Source organism: Blastococcus tunisiensis (assembly GCF_900112815.1).
In the GTDB taxonomy this organism is placed as follows: Bacteria; Actinomycetota; Actinomycetes; order Mycobacteriales; family Geodermatophilaceae; genus Blastococcus_B; species Blastococcus_B tunisiensis.
In genome coordinates, this window is sequence record NZ_FOND01000009.1 from 54,024 (window position 1) to 76,584 (window position 22,561).

Here is a 22,561-nt window from a genome sequence, read left to right on the forward strand (position 1 = left end):
TCAGTGATGGACCGATCCAGCGGTACCGCCGGCTCGCGTACCTGGATCTACCTCGCCATCGCCCTCGCCGTCGTCGCCGCGGTCGCGCTCGGCGTGGCGCTCGCCGGTCAGCAGCGGGCGCCCCAGCCGCCCGCGGTCTCCGCGGCGGACGAGCGGTCCCAGACCCCTCCCACGACATCCGCGCCGGCCCCGCCCCCTCCTGCCGACCTTGAGGTCGAGCCCGAGCCGGTGGCCGCTCCGGTCGCGCTCCGCATCCCTGCCCTCGGGGTCAGCAGCGACCTGCTAGACCTGGGCCTGCAGGAGGACGGCTCCGCCGAGGTGCCGCCGCTGCGCGCCGTGGACCAGGCCGGCTGGTACCGCGAGTCGCCGGCTCCGGGCGCCGTCGGGCCGGCGGTGCTGCTCGGGCACGTCGACTCCGCCGAGTACGGCCCCGGCGTCTTCTTCGAGCTGGGGGCGCTCACGCCCGGCGCCGAGGTCGAGGTCTCCCGGGCCGACGGGACGGTGGCGGTGTTCGCCGTCGACCGCGTCGAGCGGTACACCAAGGCCGACTTCCCGACCCTGCGGGTGTACGGGAACACCGCCGACCCGCAGCTGCGGCTGATCACCTGTGGCGGTGAGTTCGACCCGGTGAACCGCAGCTACGAGGACAACGTCGTCGCCTACGCCAGCCTCGTCGACGTCCGCACCGCCTGAGCGTGTGCACCCGGGCCCCGTTCCGCCGTCGGGAACGGGGCGTCGGCGCACACGCTCGCGAGTGATCATCGCCTAGACTGGCGGCACGACGGACGAGTCGGCCGGGCGGTCGCGTCGGCGGGGGAGACCCCGTCGCCGAGGAACGTCCGGGCTCCACAGGGCAGGGTGGTCGTTAACAGCGACCCGGGGTGACCCGCGGGACAGTGCCACAGAGAACAGACCGCCAGTGCTCGCACTGGTAAGGGTGAAACGGCGGTGTAAGAGACCACCGCACACCGGGTGACCGGTGTGGCTCGGTAAACCCCACCCGGAGCAAGGTCAAGAAAGGACGGCGGTTCGCCGCCGTCCCGCGCAGGCGTTCGAGGGCGGCCCGCCCGATGCCTGCGGGTAGACCGCTGGAGCCTGCCGGCAACGGCAGGCCTAGATGGATGACCGCCCATCGGGACGCCGCGAGGCGCCCGTGGACAGAACCCGGCGTACAGGCCGACTCGTCCGTCGCCTCTGCCGATCCGGGCTTCGGCCCCCTACGGAGCGGTGATCGGCGGCCGGCGCACGAACCGGCCCGTGGACGGGTCCTTGCGGACCTGTCCTGCTGGGACGGCGCGCCCGCTCATGCACACGTACACGCCCGGCCGGAGCGTCTGGGACGCCAGCAGGGCCGCCCCAAGGTTCAGCGCGGCATCGCTCACGGCCATGGCCGCGGGCTGCAGCGCGCCGGTCAGCACGATCACCTTGTTCGCGGCCGCGGACGCGTGCCGGCTGAGGTGCTCCGCGGTATCGGTGAGGGTGTCCGTGCCGTGCGTGATCACGACGGACGGCGATTCCGTCCCGTCGACCGCGTCGGCGAGGACCTGCCGGTCGGCGTCGGTGAGGTCCAGGCTGTCCTTGGCGACGACGGAGCGCACCTCGATGCGCAGATCGGTGCTGAGGACATCGAGGAGCCGCTGGGCGGCGGGCGGCCCGATCTCCAGCTCACCGGTGAGGGTGTAGATCTTGTCGATCGTGCCGCCGGTCGCGAGCACGGTGATGTCGGCCCCGCCGCTCACGAGCGGGGCCCGACGGCGGCGACGGCCTGGACCTCGATCGCGGCGCCGTAGTGCAGGCCGGCGACGCCGGCGACGGCGCGCGACGGCCGGTGGCCGCCGATCCACTCGGCGTAGGCGGCGTCGAACGCCGGCCACTGGCGGATGTCGGTGACGAACACGGTGACCGAGAGCAGCTGCCGGCGGCTGCTGCCGGCGGTGCTGAGGCAGTCGTCGAGGTTGCTGAGCACCTGCCGCACCTGCACGTCGAACGGCTGGTCCGCCAGCGGTGTGCCTGCCGCGTCGAGCGGCAGCTGTCCGGAGATGTACGCGACGGCGCCGTGGACGGCGACGTGCGAATAGTGCCCCCGCGGCGCGATCAGGCCGGGACTGTCGCGCAGCTCGATGCCTGCGGTCGTCGGCCGAGGGTCGGACCGGTCAGCCGTCATGGTGGAGGTCTCCTGTGGTGGGCGGTCGGTCGACGTCCGCCTCAGGCGGGGATCAGGCCGGCCATCGTGTCGGCGGACTTAAGTCCTGAGCCGGTGAGCACGACGACGGTCGTCTGTCCGGGCGTGATGGTGCCGTCGGCGATGAAGTGGTCGAGCGCGGCAGCCGCGACGGCACTGGTCGGCTCGGCGTACAGGCCGCGGGCGGCCAGTGCGCGGACCGCGTCGTGGATCCGCTCCTCCGGCACGGCGACGGCGGCGCCGCGGCTGCGCCGCAGCGCCTCGACGGTCTCCGGCAGCCGTACCGGGGTGGCGATGGACGCGCCCTCGGCGACGGTGGGGACCCGTTCGCCGCGTGCGGCGGGGTCGGCGCCGTTGAAGGTGTCGGCGATGGTGGCCCAGTGCTCGGGCTGGCCGACGAGCAGCCGTGGCAGCCGGTCGATCTGGCCGGCCGCGAGCAGCTCGGAGAAGGCGATGTCACAGCCGAGGATCTGGCTGCCGGCGCCGGCGACGAGCACGACGTTGTCCGGGGCGGTGAAGCCGAGGCTCTCCCAGATCTCGTACGCGATCGTCTTGGTGCCCTGGACGAACATCGGGTGCCAGTTGTGGCTGGCGTACGGGATCCGCTCCGACTGGCGGACGGCCTCGGCGCCGACCTCGTCGCGTGTGCCGCCGACCAGCTCGATCTCCGCGCCGAAGGCGCGTGCCTGCAGGATCTTCGGCGCACTGGTCGCCGCCGGCACGATGATCTTCGCGCGGATGCCGGCTGCGGCGGCGTACGCCGCGACGGCGGCGCCGCCGTTGCCGGAGCTGTCCTCGAGCACGCGGTCGGCGCCCTGCGAGCGCAGGTGCGACACCATCACCGACACGCCGCGGTCCTTGAACGAGGACGTGGGGTTGAACCACTCGAGCTTGGCGTGCACGCGGTGCTCGCCCCAGGTCAGCGGCACCAGCGGGGTGAGGCCCTCGCCGAGGGTGACGCGGTGCTCCGCGTCGACGGGCAGGACGGCCCGGTAGCGCCACAGGGACCGCTCGCCCTGGTCGATCTGCGCCGGCGTGAGCCCGGGCAGGGGGGTGACCGCGAGGGGGCTGCCGTCCTCGCCGCGCCAGCGCCGGCCGGTGAGCGGGTAGGTGCTGCCGCTCCGGTCCAGCAGCGCGGGCGCGGTGTCGGTCCCCATCGGTTCCTCCGTGTGCAGGGGTCGGCGTCGGGGCAGAGGTCGTCCCGTGTCAGTCCGGGGACGGCGATTCCGGGGCGGGCGCCACCACCGCGGCCCGGCGGCGCGCCCGTCGGCGCGCCCAGCGGATCGGCACCAGCACTACGGTGGCCAGCAGCCCGGCGACCAGGAGCCAGGGCAGGAGCACGCCGACGACGACGACGGAGCTGCTCAGGGCCTCGACCAGGGCCCGCCACCCCGTACCGACCCCGTCCCCGAAGTCGTCCGGGCCACCGGCGGGGACCACGCCGAACGGCCGCAGCTGCACCCGGAGGGTGGACACCTCGACCTGGCCGGCCAGCCGCTCCTGCCGGGACTCCAGCGACTCGAGCTCCTGCTGCCGCTCGGCGAGCGCCTGCTCGGCCGCGAGCAGGGCCTCGGTGCTGGCCGCGGCGTCCATCAGGGCCTCCAGCCGCGCCACCGACGTCTGCAGCGCCGAGATCCGTGCCTCGAGGTCGACCGTCGTGGCGGTGACGTCGGTGGTGGACACCGACACGTGCTCGACCTCGCCGAGGTCGTCCAGCTCGTCCAGCACCTCGGTCAGCTCGGCCGCCGGCACCCGAACCACGAGCTCCGCGACGGCACCCTCGGCCCCACCGTCCACGGCCGCCGCCTGCTCGATGCGCTCCTCGACCCACCCACCGACGGACTCGGTGAGCTCGCTCACCTCCCGGGCGGCGCCGATCGGGTCCTCCACGGCGACGGTCGCGGAGGCGGTGGTGACCACCTGCCGGTCGGCATCGGCGTCGGCGGGCGCGCCCTCGGGACCGCCCGGGACGGCCGGCTCGGGGGCTGCCCCGTCGAAGCTCGTACCGCCACCCGCACCGGAGTCCGAGCCGGGGCCCGTGCACCCGACCAGGATCGTCGCGGCCAGTGCCACGGCGGCCGTGCCCAGGAGGCGTCTCACGGTCGGGACCGTAGGCCCGGCATCCGGCGGCTGACCAGCGTCGATGCCCAATCGTGACGGCCCCCGGCCCGTCGCCCCCGGTCGGGACCGGGACGTCAGTCAGCCGTCGGGCCCGGTCCCGCGCGGTGCCGCCGGGTCGCGAGGGTGGCCCACACCGCCGCGACGAGGAGCACGGCGAGGTCGATCAGCAGCAGGTTCCGCCCGTACTCCCGGGGCAGGAAGGACGGGTTGCCCGGGCTGTACCCGGGCGCCAGGACGAAGGGCATGGCCACGAGCGTCAGCACCCCCGTCACGGCCGCGGCCACGACGGCCGGTCCGCGGGCCGGCGCCGGCAGCACACGGGCGGCGAGCCAGCCCAGACCGATCCAGACCGGTGCGATCACCAGGTCGTGCAGCAGCGCGGCCCCGACGAACCAGGTCAGCCAGGAGTCCAGCGGCACCCGGCTGCCGGCGGTGACGAGCCCGTACCCGCCGTAGCCGACCGCGGCCAGCCCGGGCAGGAGGAACAGCCACCGCCACCACGGTCCGCGGGCGGAGGTGGCCGGCCGCGTGGGATCGGAGGCGTACCGGTCGCCGGGCACCCGGGCGGCGGCCCGCTCGTCCGACCCGGGGAGGGCCTCGTCGGAGAGGCTCATGCCGGCCGCACCGCCGCGACCCACTTGGTCTGCATGACCCCCGGCCGGTTCGGCGCGATCAGCCGCACCGGGTAGCCGTGGTCGGGCACCAGCGGCGCACCGTTCAACCCGGTCGCCAGGAGGGTGCGCGGGCTCCGCGCGTGCGGCGGGGCGACGGTCGACACCCGGTAGAGCCCGCCTTCCTGCAGCGACTCGACGGTCACCTCCGTGTCGCGGGGGAGACCGGCCTCCTCCAGCAGGTCGCCCAGGCGGACGCCGGTCCAGGTCGCCGACGCGCTCCAGCCCTCCACGCAGGTGATCGGCAGCCGCTCGGTGCGCTGCGGGAAGGCGGCGAGGTCGTCGAGAGACAGCTCGAGCCGGTTCGGCCCCTCGATCAGCAGGCGGTAGTCCGGTCCCACACCGGTGACACCGGCACGCTCCGCCGTCTGGCGGACGGGGAGGTCCTGCGGCCCGACCCCGGGCTCGCGCGGCGCCAGCACCGACACGTCGCCCAGCGGGGAGAACGACTGGCCGACGGTGGTGAGGGTGACCGCCCCGACCCCCAGCCCGGCCGCGAGCACGAAGGCCCGCCGCGACACCGGCTGGTCCTCGGCCCGGCCGTCGACCGCCGCCCGTTCCGCCGCCTGTTCCGCCGTCAGACCGGCGGCCGCACCGGCCGAGCCGCGGCGCGCGAGGCCCCGCCGGATCTCCGGCGCCTTGGCCCCCACGTGCACGAGCACGGCGCCGATGGCCACCCAGCCGGTCCAGTAGTGGGCCGTCGGGAAGAAGAAGCTCCACGGGTAGAACTGCGCGATGTTGAACAGCCCGGTGAGCAGCTGCATGGCCGAGGCCCCGACCAGCACGAGGATCGACAGCCGGCTGACCGCCCGGGAGACCGAACCGGCCGGCGGCCACTCGAACAGCTTGGGGTAGACGGCCCAGAGCTTGACCAGCAGCAACGGGATCGCCGCCAGCCCGGTGGCCACGTGCAGCCCCTGGGTGACCCGGTACAGCCAGACCGGGGACGCCGGCCAGACGAACCAGCCGGGTGGGTGCTGGATCAGGTGGCTGGTCAGCCCGGTCAGGAAGCAGACGAGGAACGCCAGGCCGAGCCAGACGCCGACCCGCGCCGACCGCCGCTCCGAGTGCAGGGGGCTGGAGAACGCCCTGGCGCGGAACGGGCCGCGCCGGACCGCCTCGGGCGGGCCGGGGAGGCGGGCACCGAGGAGCCGGTCCAGCCGGCTGCTCACGCCGGGTCCAGCGCGGCCGCCACCGAGGTCACGACGCGGGAGGTGCGGCTGCCCGGAGGGCAGAGGGCGGCCACGGCCAGCGCGTCCGGGAAGTGGTCGATGTCGGTCAGCTGGGGGAGGTCGAGCACCGCCAGACCGGTCGCCTCGAGCGCCTCGCGGGTGCGCGCGGCGGTGTCGTCCCGGGACATGGGCACGTCGGGCAGCACGGCCGCCGGCTCCGCGGCGTGCAGCCCGAGCGCCCACCACCCACCGTCCGGGGCCGTGCCGAGGACGGCGGTCCCCGGGCCCGCGGCCTCCAGCGCAGCCGCGCACCGGTCCAGCAGATCGGGGGTCACCTGCGGGGTGTCCATGCCGATGAGCAGCGTAGGCCTGCTGCCGTCGGCCATGGCATCGGCGAAGGCCGCCGCCAGCCGGGCGCCGAGGTCGCCGTCGGGCTGGCGGACGACGGCGAACCCGTCCAGGTCGAGGTCCCGCGGGGGGCCGTCCAGGGCGACGACCCGGCGCGACGCGGGCGCCGCGCGGACCGTGTCCAGGGTGTCGGCGACGGAGGCCGCGGCGATCGCGGCCGCCTGCTCCGGTGTGCACGGCGGGCTGAGCCGGGTCTTGCTGCGCCCGGGCACGGGGGCCTTGGTGATGACGACGATCTGGGTCTCCCTCACCGGGCCAGCACCCCGCGCATGTCGCGGATCGTGCGGACGGTGCCCCGGACGGTGCCGGTCACCTTGGAGCGGCTGCCCTCCGTCCGGAGCCCGTAGTCGACGTCGACCTCGCGGACCCGCCAGCCGGCGTCGGAGGCCCGGGTGACCATCTCCAGCGGGTAGCCGAAGCGGCGGTCGGTGAGGCCAAGTCCGAGCAGCTCCTGCCGTCGTCCGGCGCGCATCGGGCCCAGGTCGTGCAGCCGCAGCCCGGTGCGCCTGCGCAGCATGCGGGCCAGGGCGAGATTGGCCACCCGGGCGTGCAGCGGCCAGGCGCCACGTACCGGGCGACGCCGGCCGAGGACCAGGTCGGCCGCGCCGGCGGAGACCGGATCGGCGACCCGCGGCAGCTGCGCGGGGTCCATCGACCCGTCGGCGTCGCAGAAGCACACGACGTCGGCGGTCGCCGCCTCCAGGCCCGCGTGCGCGGCGGCCCCGAACCCGCGCTGCGGCACGGGGACGACGGTCGCGCCGTGCGCGGCGGCGACCTCGGCCGAGCCGTCGGTGGACCCGTTGTCGGCCACGATCGCCCGGTAGCCGGCCGGCAGCCGGGACAGCACCCACGGCAGCGACGCCGCCTCGTCGAGGCAGGGGAGGACGACGTCGACCGGTGCGGACCCCTCGGATGTCGTCATGATGTGCCATTCGTACCGAAGGGGGATCCGGTTCGCCTGCCGACCGGAGGGGCACGGGTCCTCCGCCGCACCTACGCTCGGCGACGATGAGCCCCGCGCCTGCCGACGTCGACGCCGCGCCCGCGTCGACGACCGGGCGCACCGCCCGGGGAGCGCTCGTCCTCCTCGTCACGGCGGGTGTGGTGGCGGTCTGGCTGCTCGGCCGTGCCCTCACCCTGTCCGGCGGCGACCTGCACCTGTCCGGCGGCTACCTGCTCGTCGGGGAACTCGATCCCGTGGTCTCGCCCGGGGTGCTCCTGGCCCTGCTGGTCGCGGTCGCGGGCGTGCTGTGGGGGCCGGCGCTGGCCCGACGGCTGCCCTGGCGGTGGCTGCTGGCCGGCAGCGCCGGGGGAGCCGCGGGCTGGTCCGTCGCGCTGGCGTTGAACGGCGGCTGGAGCCGGCTCGCCGAGCCGATGGCCAGCAAGCACGAGTACGTCGCCGACGTGGGCCGGGTCGGCGGCCTCGGGGCGTTCGTCGACACCTTCGTCGACTCGGTGCCGGTGGACTCCGCCGACCCGTGGGTGACCCACGTCGCGGGCCACCCACCGGGTGCGCTGCTCGCCTTCGTGCTCCTGGAGCGGATCGGTCTCGGCGGGCCGGGCTGGGCCGCGGTGCTGTGCATCGCCGGGGGAGCGCTGGCGGTGCCGGCCGTCCTCGTCACCGTCCGTGCGGTCGCCGACGAGACCGCCGCGCGGGCGGTGGCTCCTTTCGCCGTCCTCTTCCCGGGCGCGGTGTGGGTGGCCACCAGCGCCGACGCGTTCTTCGCCGGTGTCCTCGCCTGGGGGGTGGCGCTCCTCGCGCTGGCGGCGGCCCGGGGGCCGTCGAGGGCCGGGTATCTCCGGGCGGCGGCCGCCGGACTGCTGCTGGGGCTGAGCCTGTTCCTGTCCTTCGGGCTGACCGCCGCCGGGCTGCTGGCCCTGGCCGTGGTGCTCGTGGGGCGGGACCGGCTGGACTGGGGCGGGACCGTGCGCCTCCTCGCGGTCGCCGCGGCGGGTGTGCTGCTGGTGTTCGTGGTGTTCACCGTCCAGGGCTACTGGTGGTTCGAGGGCATCGCGGTGGATGCGCAGCGGGTCCGCGACGGCGCCGCGTACGACGACCGGGCGGCCCAGTACCCGTGGTTCCTCGCGGGCAATGTCGCCGCCGGGGCCGTCGCGGCCGGCCCGGCGGTGGTCGCCGGCCTGGCCGGGCTCCGGGGCCGGCTGCGCTGGCTGCCGGTTGCGGCTCTGGCCGGGATGGCGGTGAGCGACCTCTCCGGGCTGGTGCTGGGGGAGACCGAGCGGATCTGGCTGCCGTTCCTCGTCTGGCTGCTGCCCGCCACCGCCACGCTGCCGCCGGCGTCGCAGCGGTTCTGGCTGTCGCTCTCGGCCGCGCTGGCGATCGTCGTGGAGGTCGTCGTCCGCACGCCCTGGTGACGACGGGTCAGGGAGCGGGACGCAGGGGGTCGGTGGCGAAGGCGCGCATGCCGTCCTCGAAGGTGACCCGGGCGCGGAAACCGAGGTCCTCCTCGGCCAGGACCGGGCTCGCGACGACGTGCCGCACGTCGCCGATCCGGTACTCGCCGGTGACCTCCGGGTCCGGCCCGCCGAACGCCGCGGCCAGCGCCCGGGCCATGTCGCCCACGGTGTGCGGGGTTCCCGAGGCGACGTTGTAGGCGCGCAGGGACGCCTCGGGCGGCTCGGCCTCCAGCGCCCGCAGGTTGGCGTCGGCGACGTCGGTGACGTGCACGAAGTCGCGCTGCTGCCCGCCGTCCTCGAACACCCGGGGCGCCCGCCCGGCCTCGAGCGCACTGCGGAAGATCGCGGCGACCCCGGCGTAGGGGGTGTCGCGGGGCATGTGCGGGCCGTAGACGTTGTGGTAGCGGAGGGCGACCACACCGCCGCCGGTGGACGCCGCCCAGGCCGACGCCAGGTGCTCCTGCCCCAGCTTGGTCGCGGCATAGGTGTTGCGCGGGTCGGGTGCGGCGTCCTCGGGCACCGTCGCCCAGGCCAGCTCGCGCCCGCAGTGCGGGCAGGGTGGCTCGAACCGGCCCTGCTCCAGCTCCTCGCGTCGCCGGGGGGCCGCCGGGACGACGCCGTGCTCGCGGCAGGTGTACCGGCCCTCGCCGTAGATCACCATCGAGCTGGCGAGCACCAGCCGCCCGATGCCAGCGCGCGCCATGGCGGCCAGCAGCACCGCCGTCCCGAGTTCGTTGATGCCGGCGTACTCGGGCATGTCCTGCACGTCGACGCCGAGCCCGACCATCGCCGCCTGGTGGCAGACCGCGTCGACCCCGTCCAGGGCGCGCTCCACGGTCGCGCGGTCGCGCACGTCGCCGACCAGCAGCTCGGCACCGTCCGGCATCGCGGGCTCGGCCCCGGCGCGGTGCACCGCCGGCAGCAGCGCGTCCAGGACCCGCACCTCGTGCCCCGCGTCCCGGCAGGCGCGGACGACGTGCGAGCCGATGAAGCCCGCTCCACCGGTGACCAGGATCCGCACGGTCAGGACGCCAGGTCGACGGCTGCCGCGACGCCCGTGCCGGCGGGCGGCACCAGGGCGGCGAAGGACCGGCCGCAGCGGGTCCACGTCTCGTCGACGTGCAGACCCGCCTCCGCGGCCGGTTCCCCGACGGCGTCGGCGCCGACGTGCGCCCAGTCGAACCAGGTGCCCCGTCGGCTGCCGCATTCCAGCCGGACCCGGTCGGACCGCAGACCGGTGCCCGGCGGGTCGAGCTCCACGAGCACCCGGCCGGCGGGACCGATCAGCTCGCGGCACCGGGCCAGGAGGACCGACGGGTCGCCGCCGATCCCGATGTTGCCGTCGGCCAGCAGGACGGTGTCCCAGCCCCCCTCGCCCGGCACCGGCTCGAAGATCGAGCGGACCAGCGCCGTCGCGCCGGCGCTCCGGGCCAGCCGCACGGCCGTCCGGGAGGTGTCCACCCCTGCGGCGTCGCGTCCTTGACGGGCCAGCTCGGCGACCAGCCGGCCGGGACCGCAGCCGGCGTCGAGCACGGCGCCGTCGGCGTGGTCGAGCAGGTCGCGATCGGTGGGGTCGGCGCCGCCGCACCACCGGCGCAGTGACTCGGCCAGCGGGTGGCGGGTGCCCCCCTCGTAGCGCGCGTACCAGTGGCGGTGCCCGTCGGGCTGGTCCATGGAACTCAGCGCGACCGCGTACAGGTCAGTCGTCGGCAGCTCGGTGGTCGCGCGGCTCATCGGCGCCGCCCCGTCCCCTCAGCGGTCGAGGGGCGGCATCCGGGGCCTCCGTGCGTCGTCGCAGAACCCCGTCGGCATGGCCGAGCCGTTCGGTTCGTCGTCCTCGTACCCACCCGGTCCGTCCTGTCGCTGGCTCTGCGTGCGGATCCAGGGCATGCCCCTGCGCCGCCTCCGGCAACCGTCGGCGACCCGAAAACACCTCGGCCAACCCGATTGCCCGCCATCGGTCGACGGCGGGCGCCGGCTCCGGCAGGAGTGACGGGTCCGTGGTGCCCGTGCCGGTCCGGTCCTGCCGGCCGGCGCCGTCACGCAGGCGCGGGTGCGCCGTCCGGGGTGACGACGAGCCAGCGGCCGCCGTTCTCCACCACGTCGTGGCAGAGCACCTGCCCCGGGCCCTCGTGGGCGTAGTAGTAGAGCGGGTGGCCGCCGTAGGTGACCTGGGTCGAGCCGTCGTCCCGGGCCACCGTGCCCAGCAGAACGGCCCGTGCGTCGCCGGTCGCCTGCGGCGCCCCGGTGGTGAGCACCGGGGGCCACGCGACGGCGCACTCGCCGTAGCACGCGGGGCGGCCGTCCGTCTCGATCTCGAACAGGTAGACGGCCTGGCCCGGCTCGTCGAACAGCATCGGGCCGAACTCGCTGTCGCCGACGGTGACGGGTGTCCCGGCCGCGACCGGTGGCGCCGCCGGCGGGGATGCCTCGCTCGGGGCGGGAGCCGGCGAGGACGTCGTCGTCCCCGCTGCCGGCGCCACCCCCGGGTCGTCGGCGGCGGGGCTGCCGCAGGCGGACACGGCCAGGACGGCCACCGCGCCGACGACGAGGCGGCGAGAGGCCCGGGCGGGTGCGTCGCTCACGGGGTCCGCCAGGTGGTCTCGGGGTCGGGGTTCCATCGTGGACCGCGGTCGCGCCCTGTCAATGGGGCGGGCGGAGTCCGCCCCTCGCTAGGCTCCCGGCCACATGAGTGCGATCGGGCAGGGGCGGACGTCGGCGGGTGGTCCCCGGTGATCGGACGCCCCCGGCGCCGGGTGCTCGTGCTCGGCGGCGCGCGGTCGGGCAAGTCCTCCTACGCCGAGGGGCTGCTGAGCCGCGAGCGCTCGGTCGACTACGTGGCCTGCGGCCTCCGGCCGGACGACGACGACCCCGAGTGGGCCGACCGGGTCGCCCGGCACCGGGCCCGCCGTCCCGCGTCCTGGACCACCGTCGAGACCATCGACCTGCTCGACGTGCTGGGCAGTCCCGGACCGCCGGTGCTCGTCGACTGCCTGACCACCTGGCTGGCCCGGGTCATGGACGAGTGCGCGGTGTGGACCGGCGACCCCGGTTCGGACGCGCGGCTGGCCGCGGCCGTCGACGACGTCGTCGGCGCCTGGGCGAGCACCCGCCGGCGGGTCATCGGCGTCAGCAACGAGGTCGGCTCCGGGATCGTCCCGGCCACGCCGTCGGGACGGCGGTTCCGCGACGAGCTGGGCGTGCTCAACGCCCGGATCGCCGCGGCGTCGGACCGGGTGTGGCTGGTGACCGCCGGTCTGCCGCAGCGGCTGCGGTGAGGTTCAGAGCCTGACCACGCCGCCGTCGGTGGCGCTGCGGCGGGCCGCGTCCAGCACGGTCATCGACGCGACGGCGTCCTCCGGCTCGACCGGCACCGGCCCGAGGCCGCGTACCGCACGGGCGAAGGCCGGGTAGAAGGAGTCCCAGGCGCCGTTCTCGGTGGGCACGGTCTGCCCGTCGGCACCGCGGTAGACCTTGCCCCACCGATCGGCCGGCTCGGCTCCCCAGTCGGCACCAAGCGACGCCGGTGTCCGCCCGTCCAGCAGCAGCTCCTCCTGGGCGTCCATGAGGGTGCGGTTGACGTAGCCGCCTGCGGTGCCCGACACCCGGTACCGCGGGCCCGGAGCGCTCTGGCTCCAGCTGCCCCAGAGGTGCGACCGGGCACCGCCGGCGTGCGTGAGGGAGACGAAGACGTCGTCGTCGAGCCCGTCCTCCCGCAACCGCCACTCGGCGTACACCGACGCGACCGGCCCCAGCAGGACCAGCGCCTGGTCGACCAGGTGGCTGCCGAAGTCGAGCAGCGTGCCACCGCCGGAAGCTCCGGGCCCGGTCCCGGGGGCCATCCGCTCGAAGCGGGACTCGAAGCGCACGACCTCGCCCAGCTCGCCGTCGGCGACGAGCCGCCGGACGGTCAGGAAGTCGGAATCCCACCGCCGGTTCTGGTACGGCGACAGCGGCAGGTCGAGCCGGCGGGCCAGGTCCACGGTGCTCCGCGCCGCCGCGGCGTCGAGGGCGAAGGGCTTGTCGCAGACGACCGCGAGCCCGAGCTCCAGCGCCCGGTCGGTCAGCTCGCTGTGCGTCGTGGCGGGCGTGGAGATGGCCACCGCCTCCGCGCCGGCGGCGGCGAGCTCCTCGAGCGAGCCGAAGGTGCCGCGGCCGGGGGAGTCCTCCGCCACCAGCGCGCGCCGCTCGTCGGAGGACGTCACGACCCCCAGGAACTCGCACTCCGGCGCGGCACCGATCAGCGGCGCGTGGAACCACCGCCCGCCGAAGCCGTAGCCGACGAGGCCGAAGCGGACGGGCGGGGAGGGGACGGCGGGGCTGGTGGTCATCGACCGATTCTCGCCGACGCTCATGGCGCCAGGCGCAGGCGCAGGACGCGGTACAGCGCGCCGACGAGCAGGACGACGACGCCGGCGAGCACCGACTGCCAAGGCAGGGTCGCGGCGAGCACGAGACAGCCCGCCGCACCGGCCACTTGGAGGGCCCGGGGCCAGCGCCGGTGCTCGGCGGTCTGGGTGAACGCGGCCGCGTTGGCGACGAGGTAGTAGAGGAGCACGCCGAAGGACGAGAACCCGATGACCGCGCGCAGGTCGACGACCAGGACCAGCAGGCAGACCAGCCCGCCGAGGACGAGCTCCGCGTGGTGCGGCACCCGGTGGCGCGGGTGCACCGCGGCCAGCCACCGCGGGAGGTCCCCGGTGCGGGCCATGGCCAGACCGGTCCGGCCGACCCCCGCGACGAGGCCGAGCAGGGCGCCCAGCGCAGCGGCCGTCGCCCCGACTCGGACGACGGGGGAGGCCCAGTCCCACGGGCCCGCGGCCACGGCGTCGGCCAGCGGGGCGGCCGAGCCGGCGATCCGGTCCGGTCCGAGGGCGACCAGCAGGGTGACGGCGACGACGGCGTAGACGACGACCGCGAGGCCCAGGGCCAGGGGGATGGCGCGGGGGATGGTCCGCGCCGGATCCCGCACCTCCTCGCCCATGGTGGCGATGCGCGCGTAGCCGGCGAAGGCGAAGAAGAGCAGGCCGGCCGACTGCAGGACGCCGTACCAGCCCAGCTCGCCGGCGGTCCAGGTCAGGAGCCGGTCGCCGTCGGCCCCGCTGCCGACCAGGCTCGCGACGACGGCGACGGCCAGCGCGCACAGGACGACGGTGACCAGGACGCGGGTGACCCCGGCGGTCCGCGTGACCCCGCGGTAGTTGACCGCGACCAGGGCGACGACCGCGGCGACGGCGACCGGGCGCTGCCAGGCGGCCGGGACGGCGTAGGCGGCGACCGTCAGCGCCATCGCCGCGCAGCTCGCGGTCTTGCCGACGACGAACGACCACCCGGCGAGGAACCCCCACCACGGCCCGAGCCGCTCGCGGCCGTAGAGGTAGGTGCCGCCGGACTCCGGGTACTGCGCCGCCAGCTGCGCGGACGCCGTGGCGTTGCAGTACGCGACGGCGGCGGCGAGCGCCAGGCCGATCAGCAGGCCGGTGCCGGCGGCCCGCGCGGCCGGTCCGAAGGCGGCGAAGACCCCGGCGCCGATCATCGAGCCGAGCCCGATGACGACGGCGTCCGTGGTGCCCAGCCGGCGGGCCAGCCCGGGGCTGCTGGTCATGTCCCCCCTCGGTCGTCCGTGCCCTGCGACCTCATCACACCGTCGCCGCCTCCCGGGGCGGTGCGGGCGGCTGTGCCAGGGTGACCGCCGTGTCCGTGCTCCCCGCCGTCGTCCTGGGCGTCGCCGGGGTCCTCGTCGGGGGCGTCGTAGGCATCCTCGTCAACCGGGCCGCGGGCCGGTTCCCCTGGCCTCCTGCGCCGAGCATCGGCCTCCTGGTCGAACGCGGGGCGACCGCCGTGCGGCCACCGGCCGTCGAGCTGGTGTCCGCCGGGCTCTTCGCCCTGCTGGGCCTCCGGTTCGGCTGGTCGTCGGACCTGGCCGCGTGGGCCTGGTTCCTCGCGGTCGCCCTGCTGCTGGCCGTCGTCGACCTGCGCGAGCAGCTGCTGCCCAACCGGATCCTGCTGCCCGGCGGCATCGGGTCGGCCGTCCTCCTGGTGCTCGCCGCGGCGCTCGACGACGGCTGGCCGGACCTGCTGCGCGCGGCCGTCGCCGCCGCGATCTGCTTCGCCGTCCTGCTCGTCATGGCCCTGCTCGCCCCCGCCGGCCTCGGCATGGGGGACGTGAAGCTGGCCGGTCTGCTGGGGCTGATGCTCGGCTGGCTGGGCTGGCCGGCCGTCCTGCTCGGCTTCTTCGCCGGGTTCCTCCTCCAGGCCCTCGTGGGGCTCGTCCTGCTGGTGCTCCGGCGGGCCGGGCGGCGGACCGAGCTGCCCTTCGGACCCGCCCTGCTCGCCGGCACGTTCGCCGCGGCGCTCGCGTCCGGGGGCTGGGCCGCGCTGTAACGCACCTCTCACGCTCGGACGTCACACTCCGTCACCGTGTCGAGCGACGGAGTGTCACCGGTTCGGGTCCCGGATCAGCGGTTCTGACGCACCGTGACGCCGTCCGGGGGTCCCCCTTCCGGGTGACGGCACTGACCGTAGGACTCCCGTTACTGCTGGTGAGCCCCGATCTTGGGGGAGCCGCGACCCAGGTCACCACGACCCGATCAGTCGACGGCGGACCTCTGAGGAGATCACCGTGCTCAACCTCTTCACCGCCCTGCAGACCCTGGCCTTCACCGTCTCCGACCGCCTCAAGTCGGAGGAGAAGGGCGCCAGCGCCGTCGAGTACGCGCTGCTCGTCGCCGGCATCTCCGCCGTGCTCGTCATCGCCATCGCCGCCTTCGGCGACAAGCTCTCGGCCCTGTTCAGCAGCATCAACATCAGCGGTAAGTGACCACTCCCGTCCGTTGACCGACGCGGGTCGTGGTCGGGCGGCACGGTCCACGGGACCGTGCCGCCGGACACCGCCGGCACCCCCCACAGATTCCTGGAAGGAGGAACGCGAGATGTCTGCACGTCGGAACCGTCCCATCCACCGCCTCGGCGGCGAGCGCGGCGCAGTCGCGGTCGAGTTCGCCCTCGTCGTGCCGCTCCTGCTCGTCCTCCTGTTCAGCATCGTGTCGGTCAGCCGGGCCTTCCAGGTCCAGGCCACCCTGTCCGGTGCCGCCCGCGAGGCGGCCCGCGCCATGGCCATCCAGAACGACTCCGGCGCAGCGCGCTCGGCGGCTGTCTTCGCCGCTTCCGCGGCGTCCGTTCCGTTGACGGCAGGGCAGGTCTCCATCTCGCCCTCGACCTGCACCGGCGCGTCGCCGAAGACGAACGTCGTCGTCACCATCACCTACCAGTTCAAGCCCACCGGTTCCTTCGCCGGAGGCGTGGCGTTCCCGATCACCAGCAAGGCGGTCCTCCGGTGCGGCGGCTGAGCCCCGGCCGACCGGCCCGTCTGTCCCGGGGCCGGCTCGCCCGGCTGCGGGAGGAACGCGGCGGCATCGCCGTGATGCTCGCCCTGCTGATGCCGCTCCTCTTCGGGGCGGCCGCGCTCGGCATCGACATGGCTGCGGTGTGGTCCGCACGCCAGCAGGTCCAGACCGGCGCCGACGCCGCCGTTATCGCGGTCGCCATGGACTGCGCGCGGGGGGACTGCGGCAACATCAAGCAGACCGCCGAGGATGCCTTCTGGGCCAACGACGAGGCGGCCAAGCTGTCCAACCTCGGGCCCGGGGAGGGCTGGATCCGCGTCAACGGGCGTGAGGTCAGCGCGACGCAGAAGAAGGCCTGGCTCGTGAACCACTTCTTCGCCGGCGCCCTCGGCGAGGACACCGGCGAGCTGTCGGTCTCCTCGTACGCCGAGTGGGCGCCGTTCACCGAGGCGCGCTCGGAGCTCCCCTTCGCCATCTCGTACTGCACCTACAAGTCCCACGCGGCCTCGCTCGGCAGCAAGAACGTCGTGACGCTCGGTTCCGGGACGCCCGGGGGCAGCTGCTACACGCCTCAGGGCGAGCACGTGAACGGCGTGGGCATCAACTTCACCCGGCCCGACAGCGGCGAGTGCGGGACCACCACGGTGTGGAAGAGCACCTACCGGTTCCAGAACGGATCCCTGCCCAGCGAGTGCTCCCAGGCCTACATCAGCTCGCTCGTGGGCCGGGACGTCGTCATCCCCGTCTGGGACGCCTCGCACGGCCAGGACTTCCGGGTCTACGGCTATGCCGCCTTCCGGGTGACCGGCTTCAGCACCACCGGCGGTGGGCGACTCACCGGCTACTTCACCTACTCCGCCCGCCAGGTCGACGACACCACGCCGCCTCCGAGGAACGCGCCCGACCTGGGTGCCCGAGCCGTCTTCCTGACCGACAAGTAAAGGACTCGACATGACACGCCGACTCATCGCCGCGGCAGCGGCCGTCCTCCTCGCCGTCCTGGGCGCCGTGGTCCTCATCGACTGGGTGCGCGACGCGGATGCCCGGGCCCAGGCCGACGAACAGCTCGTCGACGTGCTCGTCATCGACAGCGAGGTGGCGGCGGGCACGCGCGCCGACGACCTCGGCAACCGCGTGTCCGTCGAGCAGGTGCCCGAGCGCCTGGTGGCCCCAGGCGCCGTGACCGCCCTCTCCGAGGTCACCGGCCAGATCGCCACCGCGTCGCTGCTGCCGGGCGAGCAGCTCGTCACCGGCCGCTTCGCCGAGCCGGCCGCGCTGGCGCCGGCAGGCACCGTGCCCGCCCCGGAGGGCACGGTGGAGGTCACCGTGGCGCTCGATGCCCAGCGGGCCGTCGGCGGGGTGCTCGAGGCCGGCGACAAGGTCGGCGTCCAGCTCACCAACGAGACGGCCGCCGACGGCGGCGTCACGGCCTACAGCGTCTACGAGGTGATGGACGGCGTGCTCGTGACCCGTGTCGTCGCCCCGGCCGACGACGACGACCCGGCCGCCACCCACCTCATCACCCTCGCCCTCGAGCCCCAGCAGGCTCAGCGATTCGTCCTGGGCACCTCGTCGCAGGCCATCTGGCTGTCGCTGCAGGAGGCCTCGCCGGTCTCCGGCGGCGTCGCCACCGTCGACACCTCCACCACCGTCACCCTGGGAGACGACCAGTGAGCACCGTCCTGACCGTCGGCGTCCCCGCCGACCTCGTCCAGCAGCTGGAAGCCGCGCACACCGGGAAGCTCCACAGCCTCGAGCCCGCGGTCGTCGCGACGGGAGGCCTGCTGCGCAGGATCCAGGCCGCCGAATCGCCACTGGCCGTCGTCCTCGGCCCCGACGTCCGGCTCGACCGCGCCTTCGAGCTGGCCGGCCGGCTCGACGTCGCGGCCGCCACGAGCGTGGTCCTGGTCGTCGCGGACGCCGACCCCGAGCTCTGGATGGCTGCCATGCGTGCCGGGGTGCGGGACGTCCTCAGCCCCGACGCATCAGCGCAGGACGTCGCGGCGGTCCTGGCGCGTGCCACCGAGCTGGCCCGCGCCCGCCGGGACATGGCCCAGGCCGATCCCGGCGCGGCCCGGGCCGACCACCGCGTCATCGTCGTCGCCTCCCCCAAGGGTGGCGTCGGCAAGACGACGGTCTCGACGAACCTCGCGGTAGGGCTTGCCCGGTCCGGTCATGGGTCGACGGTGATCGTCGACCTGGACGTGCAGTTCGGGGACGTGGCCAGCGCGCTGGCGATGGCTCCGGAGTACACGCTGCCCGACACCGTCCACGGCGCGGCCAGCAACGACCCGCTGGCCCTGAAGACCTTCCTCGGCCGGCACGCCAGCGGTCTGTTCGTCGTCGCCGGGAGCGACTCCCCGGCAGCGGGCGACGCGGTGACCGCCGCGCAGGTCGCCCAGCTGATCGACACGTTGTCCCGGGAGTTCCGCCACGTCGTCATCGACACCGCACCCGGGCTGGCCGACCACACGCTCGTGGCGCTGGAGCGGGCCACCGATCTCGTCCTGGTCAGCAGCATGGACGTGCCCGGGGTCCGGGGCATGCGCAAGGAGCTGAACGTGCTCGAGGAGCTCTCCCTCGTGCCGGCCGGCCGGCACCTCGTCCTCAACATGGCCGACTCCGCCGGCGCGCTGTCGATGGCCGACGTCACCACGACGATCGGCGCCCCGCTGGACGTCGTCCTGCCCCGCAGCACCGCGGTGCCGTTGTCCACCAACACCGGGATCCCGCTGCTGGAGAGCGACGCCCGCGACGCGGTCACCCGCGGCCTCCAGGTACTCCTGGAGCGCATGGTCCCCGAGCACTCCGACGGTGCTCCCACCGGGGGGGCCGGTCTGTCCGGCCTGCTCGGCCGGCTCAAGGCGGGTGGCCGGTGAACCTCAGCGAGCGCCTGTCGCAGGCGCGCGGGGAGGAAGCCCTCAGCACCGATCCGGTGCCCCCTGCCACGGCCGACGCCGGCCGTCTGGCGACCCGGGTGGCCACGGTGGTGGCGAGCTCGGAGGACAAGCCGGCCGCGCGGGCGGCGGCGCCCGAGGCGGCGGCGATGCCCGTCGACGGGCTCGCCCGGCTCAAGGCCCGGGCCAGCCAGGCGCTCTTCGACCGCCTCGGGGCCAAGCTCTCCGACCCGGATCTCCCCGAGGAGCAGCTGCACGGCCTGGTGCGCACCGAGCTGCAGCGGGTCATCGCCAACGAGCAGGGCAGCGCCCTCTCGGTCGAGGACCGCCGTCGGCTGATCGCCGAGATCACCGACGAGGTGCTCGGGCACGGTCCGCTGCAGCCCTACCTCGACGACCCCACCGTGAGCGAGATCATGGTGAACGGACCCGAGCTCGTCTACGTCGAGCGCTCGGGGCGCCTGGTCCGCACGGGCACGTCCTTCACCTCCGAGACGCACCTGCGCCGGGTGATCGAGCGGATCGTGTCCCGGGTCGGACGCCGCATCGACGAGAGCTCTCCGCTGGTGGACGCCCGGCTGTCGGACGGCTCCCGGGTGAACGCGATCATCCCCCCGCTGGCTTTCGGCGGGTCCTCGCTCACCATCCGCAAGTTCAGCAGCACGCCGTTCGAGGTCAGTGACCTGATCGGGTTCGGGACCATGACCCCGGAGATGGCCGAGCTGCTGCGGGCCTGCGTCGAAGCGCGGCTGAACATCATCGTGTCGGGCGGCACGGGCACGGGCAAGACGACGCTGCTCAACGTGCTGTCGTCGTTCATCCCCGACTACGAGCGCATCATCACCATCGAGGACGCCGTCGAGCTGCAGCTCCAGCAGGAGCACGTCGTCCGGCTGGAGTCCCGCCCGCCGAACATCGAGGGGAAGGGCGCGGTCTCCATCCGCGACCTGGTGCGCAACTCGCTGCGCATGCGCCCCGACCGCATCGTCGTCGGCGAGGTCCGTGGCGGAGAGAGCCTGGACATGCTGCAGGCGATGAACACCGGGCACGACGGCTCCCTGTCGACGGTGCACGCGAACAACCCCCGGGACGCCATCGCACGCCTGGAGACGCTGGTGCTCATGGCGGGGATGGATCTGCCTCTGCGCGCCGTGCGCGAGCAGGTCGCCTCGGCGGTGGACGTCGTCGTCCAGGTCTCCCGGATGCGGGACGGCACCCGCCGGATCACCCACGTGACCGAGGTCCAGGGGGTCGAGGGGGAGACCGTGACCATGCAGGACGCCTTCACCTTCGACTACTCGGCCGGCACCGACCTCAACGGCCGGTTGCTGGGCAGGGCCGTGCCCACGGGCGTGCGGCCGCGCTTCACCGAGCGGTTCGCCGAGCTCGGCATCGCGCTCTCGCCACGGGTCTTCGGCCACGCGGCGACGCGGGAGCCGGCCGGGAAGCGGTCGTGATGTCCGGTCTCGTGTGGGTCGCGCTGCTCGCCTGCGCCGCCTCCATCGCCCTCGTCGTGCTCGCGGTCGCCTCTCCTGGGCGTGCCACGGTGCCGCTGAGCCGGCTCGACCCGAGCGCCACCCCGGCGCGCAGCCGGCTGGCGGGAGCGGCGGAGGACACCACCGCCCTGGCCGACCGGCTGCTCGGGAGGACGGGCCGGACCGGTCAGCTCCAGGAAGTCCTGGAGCAGGCCGGCATCCAGACCCGCCCGGCGGAGCTGCTGGTCATCACCGGGGGCGTCGCGCTCGGCGCCGGCGTCGTGGGCCTGGCGACCGGCGGCGCCGCCATCGGGCTGCTGCTGGTGGTTCTCGCGCCGCTCGGCGTAGCGGCCGTCATCAGCGTCCGCCGCACCCGGCGCCAGGCAGCGTTCATGGCTCAGCTGGACGAGTCGCTGCAGCTCATGGCCAGCAGCCTGCGCGCCGGGCACAGCGTGCTCCGGGCCCTCGACGCCGTTTCTCGCGACTCCGAGTCACCCACCGCCGAGGAGTTCTCCCGCGTGGTCAACGAGACAAGGGTCGGTCGGGACGTCAAGGAGGCACTGGAGGAGGTGGCCCAGCGCACCGGCAGCGAGGACTTCTCCTGGGTCGTGCAGGCCATCGCCATCCACCGTGAGGTGGGCGGCAACCTCGCCGAGGTGCTCGACGGCGTCGGGACGACCATCCGCGAGCGCAACGAGTTGCGCCGCCAGGCCCGGGTGCTGTCCGCCGAGGGGCGGGCGTCGGGCGTCGTGCTGTTCACTCTTCCGCTCGTCGTGAGCGGGCTGCTCGCCGTTGTCGCGCCCGACTACATGGGCGCGCTCGTGCGGTCCTCGACCGGCCTCGTCATGCTCGCCACCGCGGCGGCGTTGATGGTCGTCGGCACGCTGTGGCTGCGCACGATCGTGAAGGTGAGGTTCTGATGACCCCGGTCGTGCTCCTCGGTGTGGTGGCGGTCGCCGGCGCGGTCGGGTGCCTCACGTACACGGTCGTGGGCCACTCGGGCCGGGCGCTGGGCATCGCCCGCCGCAACCTCACCCGTGGCCTGGCCACCACCACGGTGGAGGTCGGCTCGCTGGAGTCACGCGGGTCGGGTGCCACGGCACTGCTGCGGGTCATCACCCCGGACTCCGAGGCGCGACGCGCCCGTCGGCTGCTCGAGGTGGCCGGGTACCCCCGTTCGCTGACCCTCACCAGGGTGCTGTGGGCCAAGCTCGCGCTCGCGGGGATGGCCGCACTGATCGGTCTCACCCTCCTCGCGACGGGGGCGGGCACGCTTGCGTGGGTGCTTGTGCCGGTCGCGGTGCTCGGTGCCTACCGGCTGCCCGAGGCCGTCCTCTGGAGTCGTGGCGAGGAGCGGCAGAAGGCCATCACACACGAGCTGCCTGACGTGCTGGACCAGATGACGGTCGCCGTGGCGGCAGGGCTCGGCTTCGAGGCGGCCCTCTCGCGGGCGGCCGCCAACGGCAAGGGGCCGCTGGCCGACGAGCTCTCGCGGACCTTGCACGACGTCGCCGTCGGGCGACCGCGCCGGGAGGCGTACAACGCCCTGGTCGGCCGGACGAAGGTGCCGGACCTCAAGCGTTTCGTGGCCGCGGTCAACCAGGCCGACGCCTACGGCATCGCCATCGCCGACGTGCTCAAGTCACAGGCGCAGGAGATGCGCGTCAAGCGGCGCCAGCGCGCCGAGGAGCAGGCGATGAAGGTCCCCGTCAAGGTCACCCTGCCACTGATGCTGTGCTTCCTGCCGGCCCTCCTGATCGCCGTGGTAGGCCCCGCCATCCTGGGGATCATGGGCAACCTCGGTTAGCCGACCCGTGGGTGCGGCCATCGGCTGCAGCGCGGCAACCCCCGCTGCGGCCATCGGCTGCAGCGCG

Annotated in this window: 25 protein-coding genes and 1 other RNA gene; 13 read left to right on the forward strand and 13 right to left on the reverse strand. The window is 74.7% G+C overall.

All coding sequences use genetic code 11. From position 1 onward, the window contains the following. The first annotated feature begins 6 nt into the window (after positions 1–6). Positions 7–693: a class F sortase gene (locus BM142_RS12620; RefSeq protein ID WP_092199021.1), complete on the forward strand. Its 687-nt coding sequence runs from the start codon at positions 7–9 to the stop codon at positions 691–693. Positions 694–786: 93 nt separating this feature from the next. Then, positions 787–1,188, forward strand: an RNA gene (gene rnpB / locus BM142_RS12625) — RNase P RNA component class A. Between the two features lie 29 nt (positions 1,189–1,217). On the opposite strand, the gene BM142_RS12630 is transcribed toward rnpB, so the two are convergent. The 8 genes from BM142_RS12630 to BM142_RS12665 form a co-directional block, all read right to left on the reverse strand. Continuing rightward, positions 1,218–1,739, reverse strand: a complete 522-nt coding sequence (locus BM142_RS12630; protein ID WP_092199024.1) for an asparaginase domain-containing protein — start codon at positions 1,737–1,739, stop codon at positions 1,218–1,220. Further along, a complete protein-coding gene (locus tag BM142_RS12635) occupies positions 1,736–2,164 on the reverse strand; it encodes a RidA family protein (protein ID WP_092199027.1) in 429 nt (142 codons plus the stop codon). Before BM142_RS12635 ends, BM142_RS12630 begins: the two co-directional genes overlap by 4 nt. 41 nt (positions 2,165–2,205) lie before the next feature. Then, positions 2,206–3,339 (reverse strand): threonine synthase, encoded by a 1,134-nt coding sequence (locus tag BM142_RS12640; RefSeq protein ID WP_092199030.1) that lies wholly within the window; start codon positions 3,337–3,339, stop codon positions 2,206–2,208. Positions 3,340–3,388: 49 nt separating this feature from the next. Beyond that, positions 3,389–4,282, reverse strand: coding sequence for a DUF4349 domain-containing protein (locus BM142_RS12645; protein ID WP_175527259.1), 894 nt, complete (start codon positions 4,280–4,282; stop codon positions 3,389–3,391). Positions 4,283–4,377: 95 nt separating this feature from the next. Beyond that, positions 4,378–4,917, reverse strand: a complete 540-nt coding sequence (locus BM142_RS12650) for a hypothetical protein (protein WP_139228880.1) — start codon at positions 4,915–4,917, stop codon at positions 4,378–4,380. Continuing rightward, entirely contained in the window at positions 4,914–6,146 is a 1,233-nt protein-coding gene (locus BM142_RS12655; RefSeq protein WP_092199039.1) for a molybdopterin-dependent oxidoreductase, read from the reverse strand. Before BM142_RS12655 ends, BM142_RS12650 begins: the two co-directional genes overlap by 4 nt. Beyond that, entirely contained in the window at positions 6,143–6,805 is a 663-nt protein-coding gene (locus BM142_RS12660; protein ID WP_092199042.1) for a TIGR04282 family arsenosugar biosynthesis glycosyltransferase, read from the reverse strand. The genes BM142_RS12655 and BM142_RS12660 overlap by 4 nt, the downstream gene beginning before the upstream one ends. Continuing rightward, positions 6,802–7,476 carry a glycosyltransferase family 2 protein gene (locus BM142_RS12665; protein ID WP_092199045.1) on the reverse strand — a complete coding sequence of 225 codons (675 nt, stop codon included), beginning with the start codon at positions 7,474–7,476 and terminating at the stop codon, positions 6,802–6,804. The genes BM142_RS12660 and BM142_RS12665 overlap by 4 nt, the downstream gene beginning before the upstream one ends. A gap of 86 nt (positions 7,477–7,562) precedes the next feature. Between BM142_RS12665 and BM142_RS12670 the strand changes: the two genes are divergently transcribed. Next, complete coding sequence (locus BM142_RS12670; RefSeq protein ID WP_175527260.1) at positions 7,563–8,927, forward strand: hypothetical protein; 1,365 nt, start codon at positions 7,563–7,565, stop codon at positions 8,925–8,927. A gap of 7 nt (positions 8,928–8,934) precedes the next feature. On the opposite strand, the gene BM142_RS12675 is transcribed toward BM142_RS12670, so the two are convergent. The 3 genes from BM142_RS12675 to BM142_RS12685 form a co-directional block, all read right to left on the reverse strand. Beyond that, positions 8,935–9,990, reverse strand: coding sequence for an NAD-dependent epimerase/dehydratase family protein (locus tag BM142_RS12675; RefSeq protein WP_092199048.1), 1,056 nt, complete (start codon positions 9,988–9,990; stop codon positions 8,935–8,937). A 2-nt stretch (positions 9,991–9,992) separates the two neighbouring features. Continuing rightward, a complete protein-coding gene (locus BM142_RS12680; RefSeq protein ID WP_217640704.1) occupies positions 9,993–10,703 on the reverse strand; it encodes a class I SAM-dependent methyltransferase in 711 nt (236 codons plus the stop codon). A gap of 305 nt (positions 10,704–11,008) precedes the next feature. After that, positions 11,009–11,554: a COG4315 family predicted lipoprotein gene (locus BM142_RS12685; RefSeq protein ID WP_217640705.1), complete on the reverse strand. Its 546-nt coding sequence runs from the start codon at positions 11,552–11,554 to the stop codon at positions 11,009–11,011. A gap of 147 nt (positions 11,555–11,701) precedes the next feature. On the opposite strand from BM142_RS12685, the gene cobU reads away from it, so the two are divergent. Then, positions 11,702–12,247 (forward strand): bifunctional adenosylcobinamide kinase/adenosylcobinamide-phosphate guanylyltransferase, encoded by a 546-nt coding sequence (gene cobU / locus BM142_RS12690; RefSeq protein ID WP_254790860.1) that lies wholly within the window; start codon positions 11,702–11,704, stop codon positions 12,245–12,247. 3 nt (positions 12,248–12,250) lie between these two features. Here cobU and BM142_RS12695 read toward each other — a convergent pair whose 3' ends face one another. Beyond that, positions 12,251–13,300, reverse strand: a complete 1,050-nt coding sequence (locus BM142_RS12695) for a Gfo/Idh/MocA family protein (protein ID WP_092199054.1) — start codon at positions 13,298–13,300, stop codon at positions 12,251–12,253. A gap of 20 nt (positions 13,301–13,320) precedes the next feature. Then, positions 13,321–14,574, reverse strand: a complete 1,254-nt coding sequence (locus BM142_RS12700; RefSeq protein WP_092199057.1) for an APC family permease — start codon at positions 14,572–14,574, stop codon at positions 13,321–13,323. Between the two features lie 89 nt (positions 14,575–14,663). Here BM142_RS12700 and BM142_RS12705 point away from each other — a divergent pair, with 89 nt between their 5' ends. The 9 genes from BM142_RS12705 to BM142_RS12745 all read left to right on the forward strand — a co-directional run bounded on the left by BM142_RS12705 (position 14,664) and on the right by BM142_RS12745 (position 22,494). After that, positions 14,664–15,353, forward strand: coding sequence for a prepilin peptidase (locus tag BM142_RS12705; protein ID WP_254790862.1), 690 nt, complete (start codon positions 14,664–14,666; stop codon positions 15,351–15,353). A gap of 238 nt (positions 15,354–15,591) precedes the next feature. Then, positions 15,592–15,789, forward strand: coding sequence for a Flp family type IVb pilin (locus BM142_RS12710; RefSeq protein WP_254790864.1), 198 nt, complete (start codon positions 15,592–15,594; stop codon positions 15,787–15,789). 112 nt (positions 15,790–15,901) lie between these two features. After that, a complete protein-coding gene (locus BM142_RS12715) occupies positions 15,902–16,318 on the forward strand; it encodes a TadE/TadG family type IV pilus assembly protein (RefSeq protein WP_217640706.1) in 417 nt (138 codons plus the stop codon). Beyond that, on the forward strand, positions 16,306–17,256 hold the full coding sequence (locus BM142_RS12720; protein ID WP_092199063.1) for a TadE/TadG family type IV pilus assembly protein: 951 nt from the start codon (positions 16,306–16,308) through the stop codon (positions 17,254–17,256). The genes BM142_RS12715 and BM142_RS12720 overlap by 13 nt, the downstream gene beginning before the upstream one ends. A gap of 10 nt (positions 17,257–17,266) precedes the next feature. Continuing rightward, entirely contained in the window at positions 17,267–17,989 is a 723-nt protein-coding gene (locus tag BM142_RS12725) for an RcpC/CpaB family pilus assembly protein (protein WP_092199066.1), read from the forward strand. Then, positions 17,986–19,194, forward strand: a complete 1,209-nt coding sequence (locus BM142_RS12730) for a CpaE/TadZ family protein (protein WP_092199069.1) — start codon at positions 17,986–17,988, stop codon at positions 19,192–19,194. Before BM142_RS12725 ends, BM142_RS12730 begins: the two co-directional genes overlap by 4 nt. Then, a complete protein-coding gene (locus BM142_RS12735) occupies positions 19,191–20,669 on the forward strand; it encodes a TadA family conjugal transfer-associated ATPase (protein ID WP_175527261.1) in 1,479 nt (492 codons plus the stop codon). Before BM142_RS12730 ends, BM142_RS12735 begins: the two co-directional genes overlap by 4 nt. Next, positions 20,669–21,607 (forward strand): type II secretion system F family protein, encoded by a 939-nt coding sequence (locus tag BM142_RS12740; RefSeq protein WP_092199467.1) that lies wholly within the window; start codon positions 20,669–20,671, stop codon positions 21,605–21,607. The genes BM142_RS12735 and BM142_RS12740 overlap by 1 nt, the downstream gene beginning before the upstream one ends. Further along, complete coding sequence (locus BM142_RS12745) at positions 21,607–22,494, forward strand: type II secretion system F family protein (protein WP_092199072.1); 888 nt, start codon at positions 21,607–21,609, stop codon at positions 22,492–22,494. Before BM142_RS12740 ends, BM142_RS12745 begins: the two co-directional genes overlap by 1 nt. Positions 22,495–22,561 lie beyond the last annotated feature (67 nt).

Excerpts from the sequence above, each read along its gene's own strand:
- BM142_RS12620 (WP_092199021.1), top strand. The coding sequence starts at position 7 with ATGGACCGATCCAGCGGTACCGCCGGCTCGCGTACCTGGATCTACCTC.
- BM142_RS12635 (WP_092199027.1), bottom strand. The coding sequence starts at position 2,164 with ATGACGGCTGACCGGTCCGACCCTCGGCCGACGACCGCAGGCATCGAG.
- BM142_RS12640 (WP_092199030.1), bottom strand. The coding sequence starts at position 3,339 with ATGGGGACCGACACCGCGCCCGCGCTGCTGGACCGGAGCGGCAGCACC.
- BM142_RS12650 (WP_139228880.1), bottom strand. The coding sequence starts at position 4,917 with ATGAGCCTCTCCGACGAGGCCCTCCCCGGGTCGGACGAGCGGGCCGCC.
- BM142_RS12665 (WP_092199045.1), bottom strand. The coding sequence starts at position 7,476 with ATGACGACATCCGAGGGGTCCGCACCGGTCGACGTCGTCCTCCCCTGC.
- BM142_RS12670 (WP_175527260.1), top strand. The coding sequence starts at position 7,563 with ATGAGCCCCGCGCCTGCCGACGTCGACGCCGCGCCCGCGTCGACGACC.
- BM142_RS12680 (WP_217640704.1), bottom strand. The coding sequence starts at position 10,703 with ATGAGCCGCGCGACCACCGAGCTGCCGACGACTGACCTGTACGCGGTC.
- BM142_RS12695 (WP_092199054.1), bottom strand. The coding sequence starts at position 13,300 with ATGACCACCAGCCCCGCCGTCCCCTCCCCGCCCGTCCGCTTCGGCCTC.
- BM142_RS12700 (WP_092199057.1), bottom strand. The coding sequence starts at position 14,574 with ATGACCAGCAGCCCCGGGCTGGCCCGCCGGCTGGGCACCACGGACGCC.
- BM142_RS12715 (WP_217640706.1), top strand. The coding sequence starts at position 15,902 with ATGTCTGCACGTCGGAACCGTCCCATCCACCGCCTCGGCGGCGAGCGC.
- BM142_RS12725 (WP_092199066.1), top strand. The coding sequence starts at position 17,267 with ATGACACGCCGACTCATCGCCGCGGCAGCGGCCGTCCTCCTCGCCGTC.
- BM142_RS12740 (WP_092199467.1), top strand. The coding sequence starts at position 20,669 with ATGTCCGGTCTCGTGTGGGTCGCGCTGCTCGCCTGCGCCGCCTCCATC.
- BM142_RS12745 (WP_092199072.1), top strand. The coding sequence starts at position 21,607 with ATGACCCCGGTCGTGCTCCTCGGTGTGGTGGCGGTCGCCGGCGCGGTC.